The sequence below is a fragment of the Stenotrophomonas sp. PS02300 genome (assembly GCF_029959395.1).
Classification (GTDB): domain Bacteria; phylum Pseudomonadota; class Gammaproteobacteria; order Xanthomonadales; family Xanthomonadaceae; genus Stenotrophomonas; species Stenotrophomonas maltophilia_AD.
This window is the reverse complement of record NZ_JASCOP010000009.1, coordinates 18,460-44,289: the sequence shown is the minus strand read 5'-3', so window position 1 is coordinate 44,289 and position 25,830 is coordinate 18,460. Positions and strand designations below refer to the sequence as shown.

16 protein-coding genes are annotated in these 25,830 nt (G+C 63.6%); 6 read left to right on the top strand and 10 right to left on the bottom strand.

What is annotated here, in order from left to right; all coding sequences use genetic code 11:
- Positions 1–29: 29 nt before the first annotated feature.
- A complete protein-coding gene (locus QMX79_RS03675) occupies positions 30–6,182 on the bottom strand; it encodes an autotransporter outer membrane beta-barrel domain-containing protein (RefSeq protein WP_282244482.1) in 6,153 nt (2,050 codons plus the stop codon).
- Positions 6,183–6,454: 272 nt separating this feature from the next.
- Entirely contained in the window at positions 6,455–7,456 is a 1,002-nt protein-coding gene (locus tag QMX79_RS03670; RefSeq protein ID WP_282244480.1) for a LacI family DNA-binding transcriptional regulator, read from the bottom strand.
- 96 nt (positions 7,457–7,552) lie between these two features.
- Between QMX79_RS03670 and QMX79_RS03665 the strand changes: the two genes are divergently transcribed.
- The 5 genes from QMX79_RS03665 to QMX79_RS03645 are packed head-to-tail and all read left to right on the top strand — an operon-like array spanning position 7,553 to position 12,187.
- Positions 7,553–8,605: a sugar phosphate isomerase/epimerase family protein gene (locus QMX79_RS03665; protein WP_282244479.1), complete on the top strand. Its 1,053-nt coding sequence runs from the start codon at positions 7,553–7,555 to the stop codon at positions 8,603–8,605.
- A gap of 26 nt (positions 8,606–8,631) precedes the next feature.
- Positions 8,632–9,849, top strand: coding sequence for a nucleoside permease (locus QMX79_RS03660; RefSeq protein WP_282244478.1), 1,218 nt, complete (start codon positions 8,632–8,634; stop codon positions 9,847–9,849).
- 12 nt (positions 9,850–9,861) lie between these two features.
- Positions 9,862–10,986, top strand: a complete 1,125-nt coding sequence (locus tag QMX79_RS03655) for a Gfo/Idh/MocA family oxidoreductase (protein WP_282244477.1) — start codon at positions 9,862–9,864, stop codon at positions 10,984–10,986.
- A gap of 19 nt (positions 10,987–11,005) precedes the next feature.
- Complete coding sequence (locus QMX79_RS03650; protein ID WP_282244476.1) at positions 11,006–11,872, top strand: sugar phosphate isomerase/epimerase; 867 nt, start codon at positions 11,006–11,008, stop codon at positions 11,870–11,872.
- Positions 11,873–11,890: 18 nt separating this feature from the next.
- Positions 11,891–12,187, top strand: coding sequence for a cytochrome c (locus QMX79_RS03645; RefSeq protein ID WP_282244475.1), 297 nt, complete (start codon positions 11,891–11,893; stop codon positions 12,185–12,187).
- 7 nt (positions 12,188–12,194) lie between these two features.
- Here QMX79_RS03645 and QMX79_RS03640 read toward each other — a convergent pair whose 3' ends face one another.
- The 5 genes from QMX79_RS03640 to QMX79_RS03620 all read right to left on the bottom strand — a co-directional run bounded on the left by QMX79_RS03640 (position 12,195) and on the right by QMX79_RS03620 (position 17,023).
- On the bottom strand, positions 12,195–12,935 hold the full coding sequence (locus QMX79_RS03640; RefSeq protein WP_282244474.1) for a DUF1080 domain-containing protein: 741 nt from the start codon (positions 12,933–12,935) through the stop codon (positions 12,195–12,197).
- A gap of 11 nt (positions 12,936–12,946) precedes the next feature.
- Entirely contained in the window at positions 12,947–13,522 is a 576-nt protein-coding gene (locus QMX79_RS03635; RefSeq protein WP_282244473.1) for a gluconate 2-dehydrogenase subunit 3 family protein, read from the bottom strand.
- Positions 13,522–15,207, bottom strand: a complete 1,686-nt coding sequence (locus tag QMX79_RS03630) for a GMC family oxidoreductase (RefSeq protein ID WP_282244472.1) — start codon at positions 15,205–15,207, stop codon at positions 13,522–13,524. Before QMX79_RS03630 ends, QMX79_RS03635 begins: the two co-directional genes overlap by 1 nt.
- Positions 15,208–15,238: 31 nt before the next feature.
- Complete coding sequence (locus tag QMX79_RS03625) at positions 15,239–16,072, bottom strand: TIM barrel protein (RefSeq protein WP_282244471.1); 834 nt, start codon at positions 16,070–16,072, stop codon at positions 15,239–15,241.
- A gap of 357 nt (positions 16,073–16,429) precedes the next feature.
- The gene (locus tag QMX79_RS03620) at positions 16,430–17,023 is read right to left on the bottom strand and encodes a nucleotidyltransferase domain-containing protein (protein ID WP_282244470.1); all 594 of its coding nucleotides are present in this window, start codon (positions 17,021–17,023) and stop codon (positions 16,430–16,432) included.
- Positions 17,024–17,118: 95 nt separating this feature from the next.
- On the opposite strand from QMX79_RS03620, the gene QMX79_RS03615 reads away from it, so the two are divergent.
- A complete protein-coding gene (locus tag QMX79_RS03615) occupies positions 17,119–17,634 on the top strand; it encodes a hypothetical protein (RefSeq protein ID WP_282244469.1) in 516 nt (171 codons plus the stop codon).
- Positions 17,635–18,195: 561 nt separating this feature from the next.
- Here the strand turns inward: QMX79_RS03615 and QMX79_RS03610 are convergent.
- Genes QMX79_RS03610 through QMX79_RS03600 form a run of 3 tightly spaced genes read right to left on the bottom strand, consistent with a single transcriptional unit; the run spans position 18,196 to position 25,631 of the window.
- A complete protein-coding gene (locus QMX79_RS03610; RefSeq protein ID WP_282244468.1) occupies positions 18,196–21,300 on the bottom strand; it encodes an RNA-directed DNA polymerase in 3,105 nt (1,034 codons plus the stop codon).
- A 54-nt stretch (positions 21,301–21,354) separates the two neighbouring features.
- Positions 21,355–23,325, bottom strand: coding sequence for a UvrD-helicase domain-containing protein (locus QMX79_RS03605; protein WP_282244467.1), 1,971 nt, complete (start codon positions 23,323–23,325; stop codon positions 21,355–21,357).
- Positions 23,322–25,631 (bottom strand): AAA family ATPase, encoded by a 2,310-nt coding sequence (locus tag QMX79_RS03600; protein ID WP_282244466.1) that lies wholly within the window; start codon positions 25,629–25,631, stop codon positions 23,322–23,324. Before QMX79_RS03600 ends, QMX79_RS03605 begins: the two co-directional genes overlap by 4 nt.
- Between the last annotated feature and the right edge of the window lie 199 nt (positions 25,632–25,830).

Genomic DNA, 25,830 nt, shown 5'->3' with positions numbered 1-25,830 from the left:
ACCGGCAATCGGCCGATGGGCTTGCTGCATCAGAAGCTGTAGGTCAACCGCGCCAGCCCCGTGTTGGAATCGAAGCCCTGGCCCACTTCCTTGACGTACTGCACCGACAGGCTCAGGTGGTTGGAACCCAGCAGGTCGGCCCCGATCGCGAATCGACCCACCGTGCCCGGCCCGGCGGTGGTGACAGCGAAGCTGTCACTCTGCGGCTGGTCGGCGAAACGCGCGGTGGTGGTCCAGTCGCGGTTGTTGCCGAACTCGGCGGCGGCGCTGGCGAACGGCCGCAGCGTCACGCCGTTGCGCAGCTGGAAGGTGTCGCCCAGCTCGACGCCGGCCACGCCGATCAGCGCGGTATCCGCATTGCCTTCCACGGCCAGGCGGAACGGTGAGGTGCCGTCTTCGGTGAATGCCTTGTCTTCCACGCGGATGGCGTGCCCTTCGACGAACGGGCGCACGAAGCCATCCCTGCCCACCGGCACGCTGTAGGCCGCGCGCAGGTGCGCGCCCACCTGCCACTGTTTCGGGCTGGCCTTGGCTTCATCATCGAAACCGGCCACGGCGACGTCACGGGTCGAGCGGTACTTGCCGGAGGCCGCATCCAGACCGCCCGACAGTTCCAGGCGCCCGGCGTCGTACAGCAGGCCCACGCCGCCGAGCACCGCATCACCGTTGACGCGGGCGCTGCCGTCATCATCGCGCAGGCGGCTGTTCTCATCGGCCACCGACCCGGTCAGCGCCAGGCCCGGCGACAGCTGCAGCTGGCCGCCGGCTTGGAACGCGGACGCATCCACGCGATAGCCCAACGCGTCGTTGGTTTCCTTCTGCTCGGAGCCATTGGCCACCACCCGGCCCCAGCCGCAGGTGTCGGTGCTCTTGCTGGCCATCGGCGCACTGGAGCACCCGCCATACAGGTTCATCGCAAAATCGCGGCTGCTGTTGAAGCGGTACGCACCGAACGCACCCAGCGCCTTGCCCGACATCGCCGCCAGGCTGCGTTCGTACTCGGCACCATCGGCCACGGTGCTGAGCCGGGTGAAGCCTGTATCCATCGCCGCGCCGCTGTCGAAGATCGACTGCAGGTTGCTGCCGACCGCGCGCTTGTTGGCGCCCATGCCTGCCGCCTGCGCGGTGAACAGTGCATTCGGGGTCACATGCAGGTTCTGGCCGTCGGTATCGAAGGTGTAGTTGAACAGGTGGGCATTCGGTGCAGCCGACAGCGAGGGATCCAGCTGCAGGCTGCCGGTGGCCGTGGCCAGCGTTACCGTGTTCCGCCGCATCAGCGTCGGCCGCACCTCGACCTGGCCGGCGATGGTGGCGTTGCCGTCCACGGTCAGCGGCGTGGCCGCCCTGCCGGAAAAGTCGGTGGCCACCACGATCCGGCCGCCTGCGGTGTTGAGCAGGTTGCCCTGGACCGCCAGCGGCGCGCTGCGGATGTCCATCACCCCGTTGTTGGTCACCCCGCACGCGCCCACCGTAACGGCGTTGCCGGCGTTGAACGTGCCGTTGTTGGTGAAGCAGCCGGTGCCGCCACCATTGGTGAGCAGTACATCGCCGCCCATGGTGCCGTTGTTGATGACCCGGGTGTCGCCAGCGGTGCTGTACACCGCCACCGCATTGGTCTGCGAACCGTACGTATAGAGCATGCCGTTGTTGGTCACGGTGTTGACCACGGGGTTGCCGTTGCTGTCGTTCTTGCCGGTGCCGCCATGGTCGATGTAGATGCCGGCCGAGCCGCCGTTGGGCGAGGTCGGCACCGCGTCCTGGCCTGCGGTGACCTTGCCCGTGGAGGCGATGGTGATGCTGATCGGTGCGTTGGAGGCGCTGTCGCCCATGCTCTGCGCGACGATGCCCGCCGAGCCGGCGCCGGTGGCGTTGACGGTGCCATCGATGGTCGCCGTGATGGCACCACCGGTACCACTGCCACCCGCCGTGCCCATGTACAGCGCGTTGTCGGTGATCACCCGACCACCGCCGCCGCCCAGCGACTGCAGCACCATGGCCGGCGCGTTGTTGCCGGTGGTGGACACAGTGGCACCTGCATTGACCGTAGCGTTGATCACCCCGCCGTTGCCGGTGGCATTGCGGCTTCCGCTGAAGTACTGCGGTGCCGCCGCCAGGCTGGCCTGCCCGGCGATCCCGCCGGCCACGCCGCCGCCGCCACCGATGGACTGCGCCAGCACGCCTACCGCATTCGCACCGGACGTGGTGACCGCATCACCCACCGTCACCGACAGGCCGCTGTTGCCCGAGGTCGGGCTGTTGACCCCATCATTGTTGACGCTGCCGCTGGTCTTGCCGGAACCAAAGAAGTCAGCCACGGTGCTGCCGGTGACCGTGCCACCCAGCTGCACGCCGCCACCGCCGCTGATCGACTGGGCCAGGATGCCGTAGCTGTTGTCGCCGGCAGTGGTGATGGCACCGCCCGTCGTCGTGGTCACGTTGACCAGGCCACTGCCGCCGGAGGCTTCGCCGCTGCTGCCACCGAACTTGAATGACACGTCGTACTTGCCGCCCTTGGCGCTGGCGCTTCCGCCGGCGCCTTCCAGGTCGCTGGCCAGGGTCTTGGCGATGCCGCCGCCACCGGTGATCGACTGGGCGATGATGCCGCTGGAATCGTGCGCGGCAGTGGAGATCGCGCCGCTGCTGCTCACCTGCACCTGCCCCGAATCGAAGCTGCTGCCGCCGTTGCCGCCGACCGACAGTGCGATCGACTTGAACGCGCCATCGTTGGCATCGTCGTCGCCCGAATCCTTGCTGCTCGACTTCACCGAAGACGCCGACACACCCCCCACGCCACCGCCACCGGCGATCGACTCGGCCACGATGCCCGCAGCGAGCGAGCCCTTGGTGTAGATCGCGCCGGTGTTGCCGACGATCACCTGCCCGCCATAGCCACCGCCGCCGCCCGAGCCACCCACCGACAGGTTGCCGCTGTAGTCGTTGGTGGACGCAGTGCTGGCCGCGCCGCCCTTGCCACCGCCGCCGCCGATGGCCTGGGCCAGGATCGCGTCGGAGTGGTTGCCGAGCGTGGCGATCCCGCCGTCGTTCTGCACGTTCACCAGGCCGGCCGAGCCACCGCTGCCACCGGAAGCGCCCAGCGCCACCGAGAGCTGGATGCTGCTGGATTCGTTGTCGTCGTCGGTCTCACCCTTGGATTCGGCCGCGTCGTTGAGGTCGGTGTCCAGGTCATCGTCGCCGAGTGCGGCGGTGGCCGCTTTCGCCGCCACCTGTGAGGTGGCGTCGGCGAGCAGGCTGCTGGTGAAGGTCACCGCGTTGTTCAGGCCCATGTAATCGTTGAGCGCGGCACTGCCGTTGGCGTCGTACGCCTTCGTCAGCGTACTGGTCGCCGCGGCGGCGTTGCCGCCACTGTTGCCGCCGGCGGTGTCGGACTTTTTCGTGCCGATGTTGGAGCCGGCCTTGCCGCCAATGCCGCCACCGCCGCCGATGGACTGCGCGACGATACCGTTGGCGTCGGCGCCAAACGTGACCACCGTCGAGGTCGCATCGTTGTGCACCGACACGCCGTCGGTCTCGTTGCCGTTGCCGTCGATGTGATACGTGCTGCCGCCCTTGCCTCCGTTCGCGCCCATGGTCACGGTGGCCACGTACGAACCCTTGGATGAGCCCGCCGCGCCACCGCCGGCACCACCACCGCCGCCGATCGACTGTGCGCCGATGCCGAAGGCGCCGTCGCCCAGGGTGATGATCGAACCGCCGATGTTGTTGGCGGTGGCGCCATAGCCATCGCCACCCGAGCCGCCGGTGCCGCCCATGGTCAGCGTGGTCGAAATCGTCGTGTCGCCACCGGTGGACTTGGCTTGGCCATCGCCGGTGCCGCCGGCACCGCCGCCGCCACCGACCGATTGCACCAGCATGCCCGCGGCCGATTCGCCGGTGGTCAGCACCAGGCCGTTGTTGGTGCCGGTGGCCCCGCCGCCGTCGCCTGCGGTGCCGCCCTTGCCACCCAGCGACATCGTGGCACTGATGTCGAACTCACCGCCGGTGGCGGTCGAAGCCGACGACGAATCGCCGCCCGCGCCGCCGCCGCCGCCGATGGACTGCGCCAGCATGCCCACCGCGCCTTCGCCCCCGGTGGTGATCAAGCCGGTGTTGGTCGCCGACAGCAGCCCGCCGCTGCCCGCCTGCCCGCCCGATCCGCCGAGCGATGCGCTCAGCGAAATGCTCACGTCCTCGGCCGCATACACCTGCGACTTGGCCGTGGATGCACCACCGGCGCCGCCGCCGCCGCCAATCGACTGGGCCAGGATGCCGTAGCTGTCCGAGCCATCGGTGCCGATGCGCCCATCGTTTTCGGCCGTGGTGCCGGTGCAGTTGGTACCGCAGGCATTGCCGCCTGCACCACCGCTGCCACCCACCGCCATCGAGGCACCAAAGCCAGCCGACTTGGACTTGCTGTAGGCCGAACCACCCTGGCCACCGCCCCCCCCGATGGATTGCGCCAGCAGGCCGGGCGAATGCACGCCATGGGTGAGCACGGTACTGCCCTTCTGGCTGGTCAGCGAGGCAGTGAAGCCATCGCCACCGCCACCGGCCGAACCGCCGACCACGTACTGCAGGCCGACGCTGTCGCCGCTGGCATCACCGCCCTTGCCGCCACCGCCGCCGATGGACTGCACGGCCAGGCCGTCGGAGCCGAAGCCGAAGGTTTCCGTCTGCGACTGCACGGCAACCGTTGCCGTGTTGCCGTTGACGCCGTTGGCGCCTTCACCACCGACGGCGAACACACCTTTCGACACGCCACCGGAACCACCGCCGCCGCCGATCGACTGCGCGAGCACGCCGGGCGAGCCTTCGAAGTCGGTCGGGTCCACATAGATACCAGTCCTGGCGACCAGGCCACTGCCGGTCACCGACACCGTACCGGCAGTGCCGCCATTGGAGCCTGAGCCTCCGTTCGGACCGATCACATACTGCGACGGCACACCGCCATCGCCACCATTGCCACCCAGCGACTGCACCAGCACGGCGGGCGCATACGTACCGTTGGCCGCGATGGCGCCACCAGCACCTGCGGTGCCATCAATGGTCAGGCTGACATTGCCGCCATTGCCGCCCGCACCGGCATTGCCACCCGAGCCGCCGGAGCTGTTGCCCTGCCCGCCGGCGCCGCCCTGCGACAGCAGGTGCAACGCGGAATCGTTGTTGCCGGCTTCCACCATGATCACGTTCGAGCCGACGGTAACGCCGACGTTGCCGCCGTTGCCGCCCAGGCCGCCACTGCCGCCCTGCGAACCATCCACGTCTTCGGCCGAACCGCCGTTGCCACCGTCACCGCCGACGCTCTGCACCAGCACGCCGGTGGTGCCTACGAAGCCGTTGTTGGCATTGTTGCTGGCATTGGCGAAGGTGGTGGTGACCGTGCCGCCGTTGCCGCCGATGCCATCGGTCGCGTCGGCACCCTGCGAGTTGAGGCCGGTGCCGTAGTCACGGCCACGCCCGCCCGCACCCCCCTGGCTGGACACCAGCACGCTGCGGAAGTTCGAGTGGGTGAAGCCATCCAGCGTGGCGTTGATGGTGCCGCCGACGCCGCCGACGCCGGAGGTGCCGTCTTCGCCGCTCATGTTGCCCTTGCCGGCCGCGCCACCTTCGCCACCCAGCGAGATCAGCGTGATGCCGCTGATGCCGTTCACCGTGTCCTGCGACTGGTTGGTGACCTGCGGCCCGACAGTGACCGTGAGATCGCCACCGCTGTTGCCCAGCCCGCCATTGCCGCCCACCTTGTCGAAGCCACCGGCGGTGGCATCCGAGCCCTGCGCACCGGCACCGCCGACGCTGACTGCGTTGACCGGCGACGAGGCGACCAGCAGGTTGCCCTTGCTGTCGTACTGCGAATAGTCGTACAGCGTGGGGCTGCCGGCCACCAGCAGGTTGATGTCTGCGGCGGGACCGCCCGGACCACCGGTGTAGCCGTTCTTGTCGTCGAAGATCGGATCCGAACCCGAGCTGCCGGCCGGCGATCCTGCGCTGCCGTAGGTGTTGAGGTAGCACGAGATGTGCCCGTTCACGCTGTACAGCTGGCAGCCGTCGGCCAGGGCCGCGCCGGGTGCGCCAAAGGTGGCCAGGCCAGCGGCCGTGATCGCATTCATCAACGCCAGCGACAACGCGCGGCGGTTGGGCGGGAACAGGCGCGCCGCAGTGGCGCGTGACAGCGGGGACGAATTCATGAGCCAACTCCAGAGGGGGTGGGCAGAGACTAGGCACTGCCACGGCCCGCCTCTTGACCTGGGTCATGTAGGCGCAAGGGAATCGTTCCGGTAAAAGGTTGGTTCAGAAACCGCGCGGGGAGGCGGTAGAGCCACGCCCTGCGTGGCTGCATTTCGATCGGGCACCGCGAAGCCACGCAACAGAACCATACCCCGTTGATGCGGATATACCCGGGCGCGTGGCGACGCGTTCATCGTAATGGTGCACGCTTGTCATGGGGCGCGGCGTGGCTCTACCTGGGTGCCCCGGTGGAACCCCGCACCATCAGGCTGAACTCCAGCGTCTGCTGCAGCGGCACATCCCCGCCTTCGATGATGGCGAGCAGCAGGTTGACCGCGCGCTCGCCGATCTCGCGCATGGGCTGCTGGACGGTGGTCAATGCGGGCGTGAGGTAGCGGGACGATGCCAGATCGTCGAAGCCGACCACGGACAGCGCATCGGGCACGCGGATGCCCAGATCCCGGCACGCCGCCAGCACGCCCAGCGCCATCTGGTCGCTGAAGCAGAAGATGGCGGTAGGCACGGTCGCGCCTGCCAACAGCGCCATTGCCGCCGCATGACCGGATTCCACGGAGAAATCCCCCGGTACCACGCTCAGGCTGCGCAGGCGGCCGCGCGCCTTGCCGGCGGCCCGCACCCCTTCCAGCCGCTGCTCATGCAGGGGATTGTCGGGCGGTCCGCCGACCACGGCGATCCGCTCGTGGCCCAGGCCATACAGGTGCTCCATCACCGCGTGCGCGGCGGCGGCGTTGTCGATGTGCACGCTGGGGATGCCCAGCGCGGGGTCGAATTCGCAGCCATTGACCACCGGCGCGGTGGCGCCCTGCTGCTGCACGATCTCGCGCGCGGTCGGCGGCAGGCGGTGGCCGAGCACGATCATGCCGTCGGCTTCGTTGCGGCGGAGCATCTGCGCGTAGCGCTCCTCGCGCTCGGGGCGATGCTGGGTATCGCCCAGCAGCACCGCGTAGCCCACCGCCTGCGCTGCTTCTTCCGCACCCTGCAGGATCTGGGCGAAGAACGGATTGGCGATGTCCGGCACGGTCACCAGGATCTTGCCGCTGCGCTGGGTCTTGAGCGTCCTGGCCACCGTGTTGGGCACATAGCCCAGCGCGGCGGCGGCCTGCTCGATGCGCGTACGGGTGGCCGGCAGGACTTTGTCCGGCCGCGAAAGCGCCCGCGACACCGTGCCTGCGGAAACGCCGACGTGCTTTGCGATGTCGTAGATGGTTGCCATGGTGGTTGGGTTCTTCTTTTCGCTGTGCAGTGCACAACAGGTTTTGCGGAACGTGCTGATAGGGTAATGCAATCGATTGCATCGGGGTGAATCACGTTGAAGACGCTCAAGGGTCCGGCGCTGTTCCTGGCACAGTTCATCGGCGACACACCGCCCTTCAAGCGGCTGGACACGCTGGCCGGATGGGCCGCGGGCCTGGGCTATTCTGGCGTACAGGTGCCCACCAGCGCGCCGCACCTGTTCGACCTGGCCGAGGCCGCGCGCAGCCAGGCGTACTGCGATGACATCGCCGGCATGCTGGCCGGGCATGGCGTGCAGATCACCGAGCTGTCCACCCACCTGCAGGGGCAGCTGGTGGCCGTCCACCCCGCCTACGACAGCCTGTTCGACGGCTTCGCGCCTGCGGACAAGCGCGGCGATCCGGCCGCGCGCCAGGCCTGGGCCGTGGAGCAGCTGCTGCTGGCCGCCAAGGCCAGCCAGCGCCTGGGGCTGGCCGCGCATGCCACGTTCTCCGGCGCGCTGGCCTGGCCCTACTTCTACCCTTGGCCGCAGCGCCCGCCGGGCCTGGTGGAAGAAGCCTTCGCCGAACTTGGCCGCCGCTGGCGCCCGATCCTGGATGCCTTCGACGCCTGCGGCGTGGACCTGTGCTTCGAGATCCACCCGGGTGAAGACCTGCACGACGGCGCGACCTTCGAGCGCTTCCTCGACGTGGTGGACCACCATCCCCGCGCAAAGATGCTGTACGACCCGAGCCACCTGCTGCTGCAGCAGATCGACTACCTGGGCTTCATCGACCGCTACCACCCGCGCATCGGCATCTTCCACGTCAAGGACGCGGAATTCCGCCCCAGTGCGATCAGTGGCGTGTACGGCGGCTACCAGGACTGGATCGATCGACCCGGGCGCTTCCGTTCGCTCGGCGACGGCCAGATCGACTTCAAGGCGATCTTCTCGAAGTTCGCGCAGTACGATTTCCCGGGCTGGGCGGTGCTGGAGTGGGAGTGCTGCCTGAAGCACCCGGAAGACGGCGCGCGCGAGGGCGCCGCCATCATCCGCGACCACATCATCCGCGTGACCGAACGTTCCTTCGACGACTTTGCCGACAGCGGTGCGGATCCTGCATCGCTGCGCCGCATGCTGGGTATCTGAGCCATTACCGCCTGGGAGGGCAAGCCATGAGGCACGCCATGTCGCGCTTGGGCGCGATGATGTTTCTGCAGTTCTTCATCTGGGGCGCATGGTTCGTGACCCTGGGCACGTACCTGGTGCAGGGCCCGCTCCAGGCCAGTGCCAGCCAGGTGGCCACGGCTTTCCTCAGCCAGTCCATCGGCGCCATCGTGGCGCCGTTCCTGGTCGGGCTGATCGCGGACCGCTACTTCGCGGCGCAGCGCATTCTCGGGGTCCTGCACCTGGCCGGTGCGGTACTGATGTGGCTGGCATCCACGGCGACGGACTTCAACACGTTCTTCGCCTGCGTGATGGGCTACATGCTGCTGTTCATGCCGACGCTGGCGCTGGCCAACAGCGTGGCGATGCGGCACATGCAGTCGCCGGAGAAGCAGTTCCCGCCCGTGCGCGTGGCCGGCAGCGTCGGCTGGATCGTGGCCGGCGTGCTGATCGGCTGGCTGGGCTGGGAACAGGCGCATACGCTTGAACTGACCTTCCCGATGGCGGCGATGGCATCGCTGGCCTTGGGCCTCTATGCGTTCACCCTGCCGCACACGCCGCCGCTGGCGCAGCAGCGCGACGCCGGGCTGGGCCAGGTGCTGGGGCTGGATTCGCTGCGGCTGCTGAAGTCGCGCTCCTACCTCGTGTTCTTCCTGGCCTCCATCGCCATCTGCATTCCGCTGGCGTTCTACTACAACTTCACCAACCCCTACCTCAACGACCTGGGCGTGCGCGGCGCGGCCGGCCTTCAATCGCTGGGCCAGGTCTCCGAAGTGCTGCTGATGCTGGCCATGCCGTTCCTGTTCGTGCGGCTGGGGGTCAAGACCATGCTGGCGGTGGGCATGGCGGCGTGGGTGGTGCGCTATGTCATGTTCGCCTTCGGCGATGCGGGCGGCGGCTTCTCCCTGCTGGTGATCGGCATCGTGCTGCACGGCATCTGCTACGACTTCTTCTTCGTCACCGGCCAGATCTACACCGATGCACATGCCGGCCCCGCCGCACGCAGCAGCGCGCAGGGCTTCATCACCTTGGCCACGTATGGCGTGGGCATGCTGATCGGTACGTTCCTGTCCGGCGCGGTGGTGGAGCACTACACCACGGCGGCGGGCCCGGACTGGCAGCGGATCTGGCTGTTCCCGGCCGGCGTGGCGCTGGTGGTGCTGGTCGCCTTCCTGTTGTTGTTCCGCGACCGGCCGGCGCTTGCCGCCGCGCCCACCACGCACTGAGGACTCGACCCGATGCGCAAGCTTGGAATCGCCATTGTGGGCACGGGCATGATCGGCGCCGTGCATCGTCGCGCGGCGCTGCTGGCCGGCGCGGAGGTCCGCGGCGTGGTCGCCTCGTCGCCGCAACGCGCAGAGGATGTGGCGCGCTCATGGAATGTTCCGCGCGGCTATCGTGATATCGAAGAAGTACTCGCCGATCCGCAGGTACAGGTGGTGCACGTGTGCACGCCCAACCATCTGCACCGCCCGATGGCGCAGGCGGCGCTGGAAGCGGGCAAGCATGTGATCTGCGAGAAGCCGCTGGCCACCACGCTGGAAGACGCCCAGGCCCTGGCCGCATTGGCCGCCTCGACCGGGCTGGTCGCCACGGTGCCGTTCGTCTACCGCTACCACCCGGTGGTGCGCGAGGCCCGCGCCCGCATCGCGCAGGGCGAGCTGGGGCCACTGCACCTGATCCACGGCAGCTACCTGCAGGACTGGCTGCTGGACCCGGCCAGCAACAACTGGCGGGTGGACCCGGCACTGGGCGGTGCCTCGCGCGTGTTCGCCGACATCGGCTCGCACTGGTGCGACCTGGTGGAATGGGTCACCGGCGAGCGCTTCGTCGATGTCAGCGCGGCGTTTGCCACCGTAGTGGCCGAGCGCGGTGCCGTGGGCGCGCAGAGCTTCACCACGCCGGCGGCGGGCGGCGCGATGCAGGCGGTAACCAGCGAGGACGTCGCCGCGGCGATGTTCAAGACCGGGGCAGGTACGCTGGCCTCATTGACGGTCAGCCAGGTCTCGGCAGGCCGACACAACCGCCTCTGGTTCGAGATCGACGGCGCCCAGGCCAGCGTTTCGTTCAACCAGGAAGACCCGGAGCGGCTGTGGATCGGCCGGCCCGACCAGCGCGAGGAGACCTTCGTACGCGGGCCGGGCGCCGGCAGTCCCGAGCAACGCCGGCTGGCGGTGCTGCCGCCTGGCCACGCCCAGGGCTACGCCCAGTGCTTCGAGGCGTTCGTCGCCGACACCTATCACGCCATCGACGGCGAGCGGCCACAGGGCCTGCCCACCTTCGAGGACGGCCTGCGTTCGGCGCTGATCGTCGACCGCGTCATTGCATCGGCCAGGTCGCGCGCCTGGACCACCATCGGTTGAACTTCGGGAGGATTTCTTGATGAAGACTGCTGCACGCAGGACCACCACCCTCGCATTGCTGCTGCTCGCCGCCCTGCCCGCCTTCGCCGGCGACGCGGCCGGCCCGCAGCCGCCCATCGCGGTGCAGATGTACACGCTGCGCAACGCCGGCACGCTCGACCAGCAGTTGAAGATCGTGCATGACGCGGGCGTGGGCGCGGTGGAAACGGTCGGCACCCAGAACGTCAGCGCCGCCGAACTCAAGCAGCTGCTGGACCGCTATTCGATCAGGGCCATTTCGTCGCACGTGCAGCTGGCGGATCTGCGCAATGACCTGGTGGGCGTGGTGGCGTTCAACCGCGCGATCGGCAACACCACGCTGGTGGTGCCGTACCTGGACAAGAAGGATCGGCCGACCGATGCCGCCGGCTGGACCGCACTGGGCGAGGAACTGGGCCGGATCGCGGCGCAGGCGAAGGCCCAGGGCATGCACCTGGCCTACCACAACCATGACTTCGAGCTGGTCGACTTCAACGGCAAGACCGGCCTGGAACTGCTGTTCGCCGCGGCCGGCCCCGACCTGCAGACCGAGCTGGACCTGGCCTGGGTGGCGCGTGCCGGCCATGACCCGGTGGTGATGCTGGGCAAGTTCCGCGGCCACGTGTTCGCGGTGCACGCCAAGGACAATGCCCCCAAGGGCCAGGCCGAAGACGAGGGCGGCTTCGCCGCCGTCGGCCAGGGCGTGCTGGACTGGAACGCGATCCTGCCTGCTGCGGCCGCTGCCGGGGTGCAGTGGTACATCGTCGAACACGACCAGCCGCGCGATCCGGCCACCGTCATCAAGACCGGCGCGGACTACCTGCGCCACCACCTCACCGCCCGCCTGCCCGCCAGCGCACAGCGCTAGCCAGCCAAGGAGCCCTGCTTGAAAACGATCCTGACAATGGCCGTGGTTCTGTGTGGGACCACGTTTGCGAGTGCGGCGTGGTCCAAGGACGACCCCGCCGCCGGCGCGCAGCTGTACGCAACCCACTGCGTCGCCTGCCATGGCGCGAACCGGGCCGGCGTTCCGCCGACGTTCCCCGCGCTCACCGATGTCGCCAAGCGGCTGGACTCGGCTCAGATCAAGGAAAAGATCAAGAAGGGCGGCGGCTTGATGCCGCCCTTCTCCCAACTCTCCGAACAGGACATCGGCAACCTCGCCAGCTACCTGGCGAAATAGGATCCCACTACAGCTTCCGCACCCAGATGTTGCGGTAGCTGACCTTGGAATCGTGCTCCTGCAGGTACAGCGGCGCGCACCCATGCGGTGCATACGAGGGCGCGCCGATGTACTCGGTCTTGCCCGACAGCACCGTGTCGTCCTGTACCAGCACGCCGTTGTGCAGCACGGTGATGCGGGCCGGTGACGTGAGCCCACCGCCCGCTGAGAAGCGCGGCGCCTTCCAGATGATGTCGTAGGCCTGCCATTCGCCCGGCTTGCGCGAGGCGTTCACCAGCGGCATGGCCTGCTTGTAGAGCGAGCCGGCCTGGCCGTTGGCATAGGTGGGGTTGTTGTAACTGTCGAGCACCTGCAGCTCATACAGCTCCTGCAGGAAGATGCCGCTGTTGCCGCGATGCTGGCCGTCGAAGCCTTTGGTTGCAGTGGGTGCGCGCCACTCGACATGCAGCTGGATGTCGCAGAAATCCTGCTTGGTGCGGATGCCCTTGCTGCCCGGCACCACGGTCAGCGCGCCGTTGGCAACGCTCCAGGGCACGGGTCCGCCCTGCTCCGACTCCCACGCGGAGACATCCTTGCCATTGAACAGCACGAGCGCATCGGACGGCGCGGCGTTCAACGGCGTGGCCACGGTCGCGGGCACCGGCTTCCACACCTCGGTCTTGGTCGGATCGCGCGCGGGGTCATCGGCCTGCGCGAACGCGGGCATCGCAGCCAGCACGCAGGCGGCCATCAGCAAGGGTTTGCTCATCGGGTTCCTCATCAGCTGGTGCCCCACGCAGGGGTACCGGGGACATAGGCCAGGTCGCCGTCGTAGCGACCCGGCACGGCAACGTACTGCAGCGTTTCGGTTGCCCCCACCTTCGAGGTGAAGAAACCGAAGATGGCCAGCTGCTTGATCATCGTGAAGTAGTGCGGCGTCGCTTCGCCGCCTTCGGCGGTACCGGTCTCGCTCACCTCGGTGGCGCGTTTCCGGCCCTGCGCATCCAGCGTACGCAGCAGCTCGGTGCGCGCCTGCGGCGCGAGCGCCACGAAGCGGCCGCCGGCACGTTTGTCGATGTCGGCCAGGCCGGCGTGGAAGGCCGCCTGCTGCTGGGCGGTGTAGCAGTCGGTGACGAACCGCGCCATGAACGCACCAGCACCGGCGTCCTTTGCACCCGGCGTTTTCGTGCGCGGCAGGATGGTTTCTGCGATCTCGTCCAGCGTGCCGATATCGGCGGCGGAGAAGGCGGTCTTCGCCTCCGCCGCCGGCACCGGGCCACTGGCGAGTGCAGGCAGGCCGACCAGGGCCGCACCCGTGGCGGCGACGATCATCTTCAACAGGTCGCGACGTTCCATTACAGGTTCCCCGCTTTCAGCTCGCGCACCGCATGGTCGGCCGCGCGTGCGGTCAGCGCCATGTAGGTCAGCGAGGGATTCACGCAGGCACTGGAGGTCATGCAGGCACCGTCGGTCACGTACACGTTGGGCGCATCCCAGACCTGGTTGTGCTGGTTCAGCACCGAATTCTTCCGGTCACGGCCCATGCGTGCGGTGCCCATTTCGTGGATGCCCTTGCCGGGCGCGTAGTCGTTGTCGTGCATCTCCACGTCCTTGACCCCGGCGGCCTCCAGCATTTCGGCGGCATCGGCGGCCATGTCCTTGCGCATGGCCTTCTCGTTCGCGCGCATGGAGACGTCCATCGCCAACACCGGCAGCCCCCATTTGTCCTTGCGGTCCGGGTCCAGGCGGATCGTGTTGTCGTGGTGCGGCAGCATTTCGCCGAAGCCGGTCATGCCGATGCGCCAGTCGCCCGGCACGGTCAACGCCTCCTTCAGGTCGGCGCCGATGTTCAGCTCCGCGATCTCGCGCGACCAGCCGTTGCGGCTGGCGCCGCCCTGGTAGCCGAATCCACGCAGATAGCCGCGTTTATCGGCGGCCACGTTGCGGAAACGCGGAATGTAGAAGCCACAGGGACGCCGGCCGAAGTAGTACTTGTCGTCGTAGCCCTCTACCCGGCCGGAGGCACCGGCGCCGAAGTGATGGTCCATCACGTTGTGCCCCAGCTCGCCGGACGACGACCCCAGCCCGCCTTCCCACACGTCGGTGGCCGAGTTCATCAGCAGCCAGGTGGAGTTGAAGGAGGATGCGTTGAGGAAGATCACCTTGGCCGTGTACGTGTAGGTCTGCCCGGTCTCGGCATCGATCACCTCCACGCCGCGTGCGCGCTTGCGGTCCTTGTCGTAGAGCACTTCCTTGACGATCGAGAACGGCCGCAGGGTGAGGTTGCCGGTCTTCATGGCCGCAGGCAGCGTCGCCGACTGGGTCGAGAAGTAGGCGCCGAACGGACAGCCCAGGATGCACTTGTTGCGGTACTGGCAGTTGACGCGGCCCTGCTCGGGCTTCGGCTGGGTGATGTTGGCGGTGCGCGAATGGATCATGTGCCGGGTGCCACCGAAGGCCTGCTTGATCCGCGCGGCCACGTCCTTTTCAACGATGTTCAGCGGGATCGGCGGCAGGAACTCGCCATCGGGCAGCACGTCCAGCCCCTCGCGCGTACCCGCGATGCCGGCGAACTTTTCCACGTGGTCGTACCAGGGCGCGATGTCGGCGTAACGGATCGGCCAATCGGTGGCGATGCCATCCTTGAGGTTGGCCTGGAAATCCAGGTCCGACAGGCGATAGCTCTGCCGCCCCCACATCAACGAGCGGCCGCCGACGTGATACCCACGGAACCAGTCGAAGCGCTTGGTCTCGATGTAGGGCGATTCCTGTTCGTCGGCCCACATTCCCTCGAGATTCTCGGCCAGCGCGTAGTCGCGCATCAGTACCGGAAAGGCGGCCTTCATCGCCTGGGTGGGCCGGTTGCGGTGTGGGAAGTCCCACGGTTCCTTCATCGCATTGACGTAGTCCTTCACGTGTTCGATGTTGCGTCCGCGTTCGAGCATGAGGACCTTGAGGCCTTTCTCGGTCAGTTCCTTCGCCGCCCAGCCGCCACTGATGCCGGAGCCGACGACGATTGCGTCGTAATGATTGTCTGCCATGGGTTCTACTTCACCTGGGTGGATATCAATTTCAGACGTCGCAGAGGCGGATCGCCTCGCGCAGCGAACCGATGGGATCGGGTGCCGCAGGCATGAATTCCTGCGCCAGATACCCATCGAAACCGGTGTCGCGGATCGCGCGACAGATGGCGGGATACTGGAGTTCCTGCTGGTCTCCGATCTCGTGCCGGCCCGGCACGCCCGCGGTGTGGTAATGCTTGAAATGCGCGTGATTCCGGCCGATGGTGGCGATGATGTCGCCCTCCATGATCTGCATGTGGTAGATGTCGTAGAGCAGGCCGAAGTGATCCGAGCCGAGCCGTTGGCACAGCTCCACGCCCCACGCCGAGTGGTCGCACAGGTAGTCCGGATGATCGACCCGGGAGTTGAGCAGCTCCATCACCAGCACCACGCCGCGCTTCTCGTCATGCCCCAGGATGCGCTTGAGCCCGGCTTCGGCATTGGTCATGCCCTGCTGCGGGTCCATGCCGTTGCGGTTGCCGGAGAAACAGATGAGATTGCGGTAGCCGGCATCGGCGACCAGGTCGATGTGCCGGGTGTAGCGCTCCACCAGCTGGTCGTGGAACTCGCGGCCGGCAAAGCCCTTGGTCAGGCCCAGCTCCGCGCCGTTGCACATCGAGCTGTACACGCCTTGGGCCTTCAGCGTGGACCAGTCCTCCGGCCCTACCAGGTCGATGGCGGCGAAGCCGATGCCCTTTACCGTCTGGCAGAGCTGGGCCACCGATAACTGGGGGAAGGTCCAGCGGGCGACCGAATGCTTCAGGTTGCCCTTGAGCGGCGCGGTGGCGGCCATCGCCGGCAGCACGCCTGCGGCGCCCAGGCCAATGCTTCCGGCGACTGCCATGCGCAGCGCGTCACGCCGCGTAAGGCGCGCGCCTTGGATCGATCCAATCGGGTGGATGGACATCCGCTTGCCGGCCTCCCAACCGGTATCAAACGCAACGATTTACGGAGATGCAATCGATTGCACCATAGGGGAGGAAATCGTTTTTTTGCAAGACGCAGTGCACGAAAATGGATGCTGCAGGGCACAATGAAACGCAGTGCCCGTAACTACCGGCACTCTGCCGTTGTCGTACCGGTAACGGACTGGTCCGCGTCTGCCGCCAAGGGGATCCTGCAGCCGCAGGCTACTGCATGAGCATGTCCGGATCCGGTAATCGCCGCAATTGATCTCTATGGCTTGCGCAGCGAGATGGGCTCAGCGTTGTGCGCTTGAAGCTGGCGGATCGCCAGCAAGTTTTCCAAGGTCATCCTTGTCTCCTGTTACCAGCAGCTTGGGCGTTGCCAACAGTTCGGTGGCAAACGCATCACCGGTCTGCACGCGCCGCATGAACTCTTCCATTGAGTACAGCACAGGATTGATCTCCCGACGCAACACTTCCTGCGCGGGGTGGATGGCACGCACCAGGTCAGCGAACCCCAGGTCACCCAGAACCAGCAGATCAGAACCGAACACCCACGCCAAGGAGACGTGATCGGCCAACGGCGCCAATGCATCGCGCAGGACAGGCACCACGCCGTGGGTCTTGCGGAACATCGCAGCCAAGTCATCGAACAGCACGCATGCGCGATTTGCCCGGTAGTGGACCTGATTACCTTGTTCGCTCCGCAGCAGCAGTCCAGACCCCGTGAGCTTGTCCAGTTCGCGGGCAAGGGTGCCGGCGTGGGTGCCGGTGATCCTGGCCAGCTCGCGCAGGTGGAAAGTGGCATCGGGCTGCAAGAGCAGCGCTGCCAGCACCCGTTGGCGGGTGGCTGGGAACAGGATGTCCATCGGCGGCAAGGTGTTGCTCATCAGGCGACAACTGTTGCTCATTCGGCAACACATCGCAAGTGGGGGGCCATTCTCGCGCCATCCTCGAGCCCGAAGGACTGTGGGAAAGTAGACGCATGACCCTACGAACCTATCTGCTGGCGCTGGCTCTTCTGATAACGGGCGCCTTTGCCCACGCTTCGGAGGCCTGGCAGACAAAGTCAGCGGTAAGTGCCGCCTACAGGTGCGGGAGCGAAGGGGACATGACCATCATCGCAGCGACCGCCGATTTCTCCACGTCCGCATCCAGACCTGACAAAGACGGCTATCAGCGCGCGCGAACAGGCAGACAGACGTTCCGATGCAAGGGAGGGCCAAGCGTTTCAGTCGTGGTGTTGCCACCGCAGGCAACAGGAGAATGCGGAGCTGATGGACGGGTCGCCATCACCGACATCACACCTGCCGGTGGGCGCAAGGGCACCGAGCTGATCGAGTTCAACAGACAGTGTTTCTCCAGTGACTACATTACGAAGATAAGGATTCTCAAGCAGGACTCGCGCTACTCGGTAGAGCGCTGTTCGGAGGAGAACAGGTTCAACAAACAGGCATTCGTCGGCTGCACGACCACGTCCCTTTCCCCTGTCAGGTACTGATCAATTCGGCGGCCCGGAATGCACGAAGCCCCGGATGGCGCAGGGCCTCCCGGGGCTTCGTGAGTAGACGCGTCAGGTCCGCTCGATCAGAACGGTTGTGATTACCAAAAGTGTCAACAACTACTCTCCGGCCAAGCAATGCAGCTACACTCTTCGACTGAGCCCGGTCGAACGTAAACATCTGCACTTGCCAGCACAGAGCATCGACGCGGTCCCGGCTCCCGGCTCCCGGCTCCCGGCTTCCGGCTTCCGGCTTCCGGCTTGAGATACTGCAAGCAGCCAAACCTCTTCCGCTGGACTGAAGCCAAGCTGTGCCATCGCCCATCAAACCGATGGCACGGTCCCGACGAGCCCTTCCCCCATGCTGCCCCTCGCGGCACGCTCAGCAGAACAGTAGGCAGCGCAGAGTGAGTCGACCACGGTCAAATTGTCATCTCGCAGACAGGAACCAAGGCATTGACGGACGTGGTTATGGACTTAAGGGCGGAAAGGAAGCGCACATTGAACAGCGGACGACTACCCACAAAGCCAGGGTCAATTCACTTTCTGCTAGAACATGAATTAGCTCCAGTCCGGCGGCAATGGACGCCACGCTCCCGCAGCTTCCTCTGAAAGCTTTTCAAGAGCCCGACGCGCTCCGACGAAGTCTCGCTTAGCCAGCGCGGAACGCAGGCGCGCGAACCGATCCACGGCTTGCTTATCGCCAGCCTGGAACGCGAGCAGGCTCGCCAGCGGCACATCAAAACAGACGACATCGTTTACATCCCGCTCGATAAGCCGACAAAGGTCCCGCTCCCAGCGAACTGTTCTTGGGGCCCAAGCGCGACAATCTGAGTAATGTCCATTATTCGCAATCGCAATGACATTGTGAAGCTGGAAGCCAACAGATTGAATAAGATGATCATATGAGGACGTATCGGGGTTCCAAGCTGGGCAGAGCACCATCTGTGCACGACCGAGCAGATCAGCAACTCGGCGCGCCTCGATAAGTTCACTGCAAATAAGCACAGAGAACGCACCCCAAGCGGAGTGTATTACGGTCCTTGGCAGCGAACTCACATGCGGAGGAGCAAATGAAACCGGCGTTTTCTGCTTCAAGAGCATGGCCGCCTCTTCTCTTGCTGGAAGCCGCTTTGTCCATGGCCACGCCGCGACAGAGAAGAAGGGCCCCGGAAGGACCGCGAAAACTTGATTTGCGACATAGGGCTGCGTCTGCGTCCCATGATGGATGTATTCGAGACCGACGACCAATCCATAATGACCGGCCTTTACGACATGATTCGCGACAGTACGGAACCATTTCCGAGGCAAGGAGAGTTCAGGCAGAACGAGCAACTCAACAGCCTTGCTTCTAGATGCTGCCGCTGCCTTCTCCAAGACATCGGTCAGCCCCTGAAGTCTGCTCTTTGTTAGCCTAGGGGCGCCGTACGAGCTGCCAGGGGTGCGGGTAGCTGCCCCGATCCATGCGGCGTCATCAACAACGAGATTCCCCAATATTACCCGGGGCTCCATTGGCACGGCGCCAGCCGCCAGTGGACTTACAGCTAAGGGTCGCTCAATCGAGATCGTACTGCGGTCAAGGACCGTACCGACAGCATCTTTATACTCCGTACCGCGAACTGCGTTAACTATTCGAATAAGATCATCGAAAGTAGAGGCATCAAACCCTTGATCTTCGACACGAAAAAGCCAGCGCCGTGCAATGTCGAAATACGATGGTGGACGTGTACAAAGGAACAAGCGAGCGGCGGGCATTATCCAGGATGGATCACCAAGGCCTTCGCACTGGGCAATGTATTCATCTATGGCCTGCAGTCGAGTTGCCAACTCCTTGTTCCTTGACAGCCCCGAGCGAAGCCATTGGCGGTCGACATTAGTAGAACGTCGACTTGGAAGCGCATCGTCTTCTCGGTCCCGCGAACGGAGGTCAGCTGAAGCAAGCTGCTCAGCACGCCGACGAAGTACTGTCGCCTTCACTTCCACTGTCCTAACCCTTAGGCCGCCAGGGAAGCGAGTAGCAATAGCTTTGGCATCCATGCCAATTGGTAGACAGGAGCAGATCGCCTCCAGTCGACGCTCATGAAGGTAGTTGCGAAGCCACGTCCACGGGGCATGGCGACTGGAATCGATTTCGTTACCTCGGTAGTAGAGCTTGCTCGTCGTCGCTTTCAGAGCATCCACACTTCCCCATACGCGATCGGTGCGCTTACGAAGTTCCGTAGCAGACTTCCAGTCACCGGTACAGATTGCGAGCTTCAGAAGTCGCAAGGTCACGTCTAGGTCGTTTACCCAGTTATCCTCAGCATCAAGCACCCGCCCTACTCGCTCTAGGCTTGTTCTTACGAGATCCCGAGCTTCTTTGTGATCGATAAGACTTGATACACGCTCAAGCGAACGGAGACTCGTGGATAACGCAAAACGTTCGAGCCGAGCGCGGTCAGCCTCCCGGAGAACTCGCAAGGGGGAGCCTTCCACGTTGCCCGCACGAATGAGGTGGCTAACACCGTCCCCCACCAACGTAGATGAATCTACAAAGGCGCGCCGCTCGCTCAATGCCTTAGCAAAATCTGACGCGACAGCGTCTACGAAGTCCGCACCAGGAACACCCGCCAAGTGGTGCGCACGAACCTTTCTTTCCTGAAGCTCGAACTCCGAACCCCGACGATTAAGCGCTTCCGAATCCAGTCTAAAAAAACCGGTACCGCTCGGCTCGACGTTCGAATTGAGCGGAAGAAACCGCCGAATCGTATCGGCCAAATCTCGCTCACCATCCGCATCGGCAACGATTACCAAATCATCCACATATCTCTTGTAGCAAATTACACCAGGGCGAGATGCGACATAACTATCGAGTGGTGCAAGAGCGAGGTTAGCTATCAGCCTGCTCGTCAACGCCCCTATCGGAACCCCTATGCGTATGGGCGTCGCTGCACGCGCTGACGCCACCTTATAGAACTTAGCGTACGCACCAAGTAGCGACGCCGTAGCATGTCGATAGTCATCTATGAGAGATTCGTCTGCCCCAGCACTCACCAGCTCCGCAATTAGCGAGCTATCCAACATGAAAGAGGGATCGATGGTCTCATAGAAATTCGCAAGATCACCGCTAACTATTAGCGTCTGATCACCAAGCTCAAGATTGAATTTTGCCGCACTGAGCGGAGCTGAACGGAATTGCTGATAACGTTTCGGCCAGTATTCAAACAGCCAGCGGCGATGGGGAACAACCACCCCCTGACGAAGATCTAGCCTGTAGCCCAATACATCACTTGAGAGGAGAGAATCCAGAAGGCCACCAAACCGCCACAAATAGAGAACTTCGGCGATTGCAAAGTCCGGATGTGGCGTTATTCGCAGCTGAACCTCAATCGGTTTAGCCGCGCCATCCTCACGACTTGCCCCGATGCGTATGAGCCCATCAGATCCGTCTGGACTGGCATGAAAGCGCTTCGGCACTATCCACACTTCGCCAACCTCAAGTTCATCGAACCACTTACCATTGGATAGCTTTGCCTGAAGCGATTTTAGGTTGTCAGGCAGACTCTGTTCGTAGGCCGCGAGCTCGACAAGGCCAACCCCGCGCTTCTCAAAGAAGAGCGCAGACTTCGCCTGACGAAATGCGAGGTAGAGTTCTGAGATTGATGGAACTTTTGAGCCCTTGATCACCGAACGCGCTTCCCTATAACTTAATCTTAAAAGTAGTTTGCAGTTCTTATTTCACTAATGCGACTTTGTGATGGGCCACGGAATCGCTAAAAATTCACCTTCCGAGAACCAATCGCTTGCCGTTACTCTGTTCAGCGCGACTGAAGGGGCAGAGGACCATAGCACGAGGGCCAACGACTCCTTAGCCCGACTGCAGGTGACATATAGGAGGCGCAAGGTGCGATCGATGGTCGTTTCCTTTCCTTTCCCAACATTATCCCAGTCCGATTTACTGAGCTGGACGCCTCCAAAAATCTTGTCGTATGAAATTTGATTGCCGCCAGCCAGCTTATCGTCCATCACAACCATAACGTGAGGAAACTCTGAGCCTTTGACCACCTGGTGGGTGGCAAGCACCGAATTTCCGGCGAGGTAGGTGCGATACTTCTGCAACTGACTCCAAGGAGTGCCGAACAGCGCACACCACCCCCGACGTATGCGGTCCTTCTTGGACTCCTCCTCCCCCCTGGCCGGAGCAGGTGGAGCAGGAGACTTGTCGGAAAAGGCATCTAGAAGTCGATGATCGACCTCGAACAGGTTCGCGCCCAGTATCGGGGTGAGAACTTGTTCAACAGTGGCGCCAGGACTCTGACAGGCAGTAGCAAAGGCGGAAATGCCTCGAAGCATCTCGTCGGAACGCCTAGCGCGCTCGGCCGCTTGTTCTGGCATGTTCTCGAGACGACCGAAGCAGCGAAGGACTTCGGTGGCCTTGAGCTCGTCTATGGCACCATCGGGGCCAACACAGGCCTCCAACTGCGCGAGCTCATTCAAAAGCACCTGCACAGCAGTGGGCCCCTTGTTCTCGCCGCTGCCCGTAGGCGCGGCCGAATTTGGGTCGATCAGAACCATTGCACTGTACGCGTCGAGGAACGCGCCGCGAGTTGCAACGAGCTTGTGCTCTAGAGCGAGCAGCTGATAGTGACCTTGGCTCCAGGCATCGGAACCGCTGGCTTGCCGCATCTGATCTGCGCACCACCGTTCGCTTGCAACCTTTTCCTCCGGTGAGAGCGATGTGTCGCCGACAAAGAGTCGGACCACTCCGCCGGCCTTCTCAGTTCGCGGATGCTGCTCGACGCCGTTGGTAGGCTGCGTTCTGCCATCAATCTCTGCCTCCCATATTCTGTTGATGAGCGTGACGATTCGACGTTGACTGCGATGATTCATTTGCAGCTCGGGCGTCGCCCAGCTCGCTGGAACTAGGCTCGGAAGGTCCGAGTGACCATCCGTGTATATGCGCTGCCGATGGTCGCCAAGCAGTCCTAGGGTGAGGCCGAAACTCCTTGGCTCCGCGAAGCTCATCAAGGCGTCCAAGATACCCTTCATGGTGTCTTGAGACTCATCGATAAGAATGATGGGGTGGCGGTCCTTCAAAATGGTCTGCAGCGTAGATTTGTGCTGCAGCAGCCACGCCGTCGCGTCCAGCACGTGTTTGTGGGCGAGCGCGCCGGCACCATGCGTCTCGCGGTCCGGGTTGTAGATGAACACATCTGTCAGCCGAAATGCCTCGATGTCTGCTTCTATCTCATCCAAGTCCCGCTGCTTCGCTGCAGTGATCCCCCTAGGCTTGGCAACTGCCTCTGCAGTTTCCCTTTCGAGCTGAGCTTGCTTGATGGCGACTAGGGCTTCTCGGATGTCGTCGTTGAATCCGCTAATGAGTTCCCAACAGAACGCGTGGATTGTGGAGACATCCACCAGGTCGTTGTCTCCAAGGCGCCCTTTGATGACGGCGACCGCGTTCTTTGTGTATGTGACCACGCGTATCGAGCGGCCATAGATCTGCAGTCGTCTAGCGAGTCGCCCCCCTTTTTCGTGCTCCACAACGCCGGTCATTCGACGCAGTACCTCGACCAATGTGCGCGTCTTTCCGGACCCCGCGCCGGCAAAGAGGAAGTAGCTGCGAGGCGGCTCCTCAGTGAGATAGCCGCAGATCTCCTCGACAACCCCATCATCGCGCTCGTTGTTACCAGGGGCGGCGAGCGCGCTCATGTCACCGGTTCCTTGCTGGGCTCAAGCTGCGCCTGTAACCAGGCCAGGGCATCGGCGATGTACTTCGGGCAGACAACCGGTTCATCAGAAGAAAGCTGCTCGAAGATGCTTGCAGCAAACTCGCCCTTGTTTAGCGAGCCATGCATTACCGTATGGAGTGCCTTGATCATCTCTGCAACGCTTCCAGCTTCGGCCGCGGCTCTTGCCACAGATCCAAGCGCGCCAGTCGGTGGCTCAACCTCAACGCCATCATCACCGGCTTTGCCTTCCATGAGCCCCTTGAACCAAGGCATGTTTGTAAGAACGAGGGAATCTTCAAAGGAGCTGGGCCAGCTACCGTTCGCTTCAGCAACTGGCAGCTGCCAAGCGAATCGCACGAGACCCGCTGCGGCCTCACCCCATACCAACTGAGCGTCGGTCGGATTCTTCAAATCATCGAGCATCTGAAGCCTTGGGTGCCACCCACGAAGCGTCGGATTGCCGCAGTGGAGACCGGCTTGACCGGTGTTTGCGACCGCGACCAGCCTCTTGGTTGGCTCGCCGTTCTTCTTGGGTTTGCCATCCTGTTCCTCGCAGGGGTCGACGTCGGTGATGATGACAGTAGGAATCCGCAGCTTCTCGACGAGTGGCTTGAGTCGGTGGGCATGACTCCCTCCTATATCAAGATAGGATACATATCGACCGTTCAGCTCCTTGAAATCTCGCTCCATGAAAAGAGGGATGAGCATACGCTCAGCAACGCCTTCCACGAAGATGGCCGCATTGGCGAATAGCAGGTCGGTGTGTTGGACACGGAAGTATCGCTCTGCGAACTGACGTGTCTTCTTGTCATCACCAAAGACCTGCCCGAGATTGACTACTTCGGTGGTTGGCATTGGGCTTGCCGCGCTCTTTGCAACGCGGCGTACATACCGGAGGCGGTCAAAGTCCTCAGCGTGCGCGAGATGGCTCGAGTGGGTGCTGATCAGCAACTGGCTCTTGAGCGCTGAGGCGTCTGCTCCCGTCGGGCTTATGAGCTTGTGTGCCTTGTCGGGAAAGATACGCTGCACTTGGACATGAAGGTGCGCCTCAGGCTCTTCAATCATCACAAGGTGAACAGGCGCAGGAGATCCTTTATCGGGCTTTAGCCTGGCGGCTTTGAATGACACCAACTGATAACTGAGGGACTGGAGGTTCTGGTAGCCGAGTCCGATGGAGTGTTCAGGGAGGAGTTCTTCAAGCGACTCCTTCTGCATGCTGTACTGCACCGCAGTTCCATGGTCTAGTAGGTCAGCCGTCTGGATACGCGTGCGAAAACGAATTTCCTGGGGATCATGCAGACCCGGATAACCAAGCTGCTTCACTTCCTCAACCGAATCGGCGATGGCTTCGTGAATCTTTTTGTCAAGGTCTCTTTGCGCCTCTGCCACCGCTTTGACGAGGTCTGCGCGGTGACCATGCCCTGTACTGGCGACGTTCAAGTGCTGACGGGCAAATTTGAGGAGTTGGTTGGAGAACATGCCAACTCGATGCGGTCCGGATGCGGATCGCGACTCAGCCTCTTCACTGCCCAGCCCACGCTGAGCGGCAACAAAGTCGACTCGGATGACCTTGGACAGATGCTTCCGATCAATGCGGCTGGCATTTTCAGCAAGCGCCTGGCTGGCGTAGGTCTTGAAGCCGGTTATCGGGTTGTTCTCTGCATCGAGTTTGTATGCACGAACCTGGCCGAGTTTCGAAGGTTCACGGAGCCAAAAGTCCAAAAGGTCTATGGGCCAAGCCAACGAGTCAGCGCCCATTTCCTTCACGGGCCCGCGCGCCGTGCGGTATATCCAGGCGAGTTGCTTTAGCTCTTCAACGGTTGACGCCGGTTCCAAGCGAAGCCGGATACCGACTGCACCGCCCTTCCAGCTGAACTTGGAAAGGAACGGTGCGACGTAGTGGTACATGCCCGCCTCGGCATCGAACCAAAGGTCCAGCGTTGGCATGGTCGAGAGAAGAGCCTGAAGCTGCTGCTTCCACTGCTCCTCTTCACCTTGCACGGTTAAGGGGTCTTCCGCTAGGGCTTCCCATGCTTTTCCAAGAGCTCGCAGTGTTGGCCATTGCGAGAGGCTGATGTCAAAAGAGCCAAAGGACGAACTTTCCGCGAGGAAGTGACGGAGAGCGGTGAGTACCGAGGTCTTCCCGCTGTTGTTCGCTCCGACCAGAATAGTGGTCTTCTTGTTGACGTCCAGTTGAACCTTGCCGAGGCGGCGGAACTGGCACAACTCTAGAAATCGAAGTGTGATGCCTCCGGAGACCGGAATGACTGGAGCTGGGTCTGGCATTGAGGCACCTTTTGACTGGAAGTTAGCGATGTGCCGCTATTAGGCAGATGTTTAAGACGCCAGGGAAGACGCTCTCATGTCACCAATAGCAGCGAAGATGATTTGGTTGGCTGTCGTTGATAGCGACATTTCTGTTCGGCTGAAGACCCGGAACCTGCAAGAGATTGGCAACCGGGAAGACGCCTGCTTCCGACCCAAA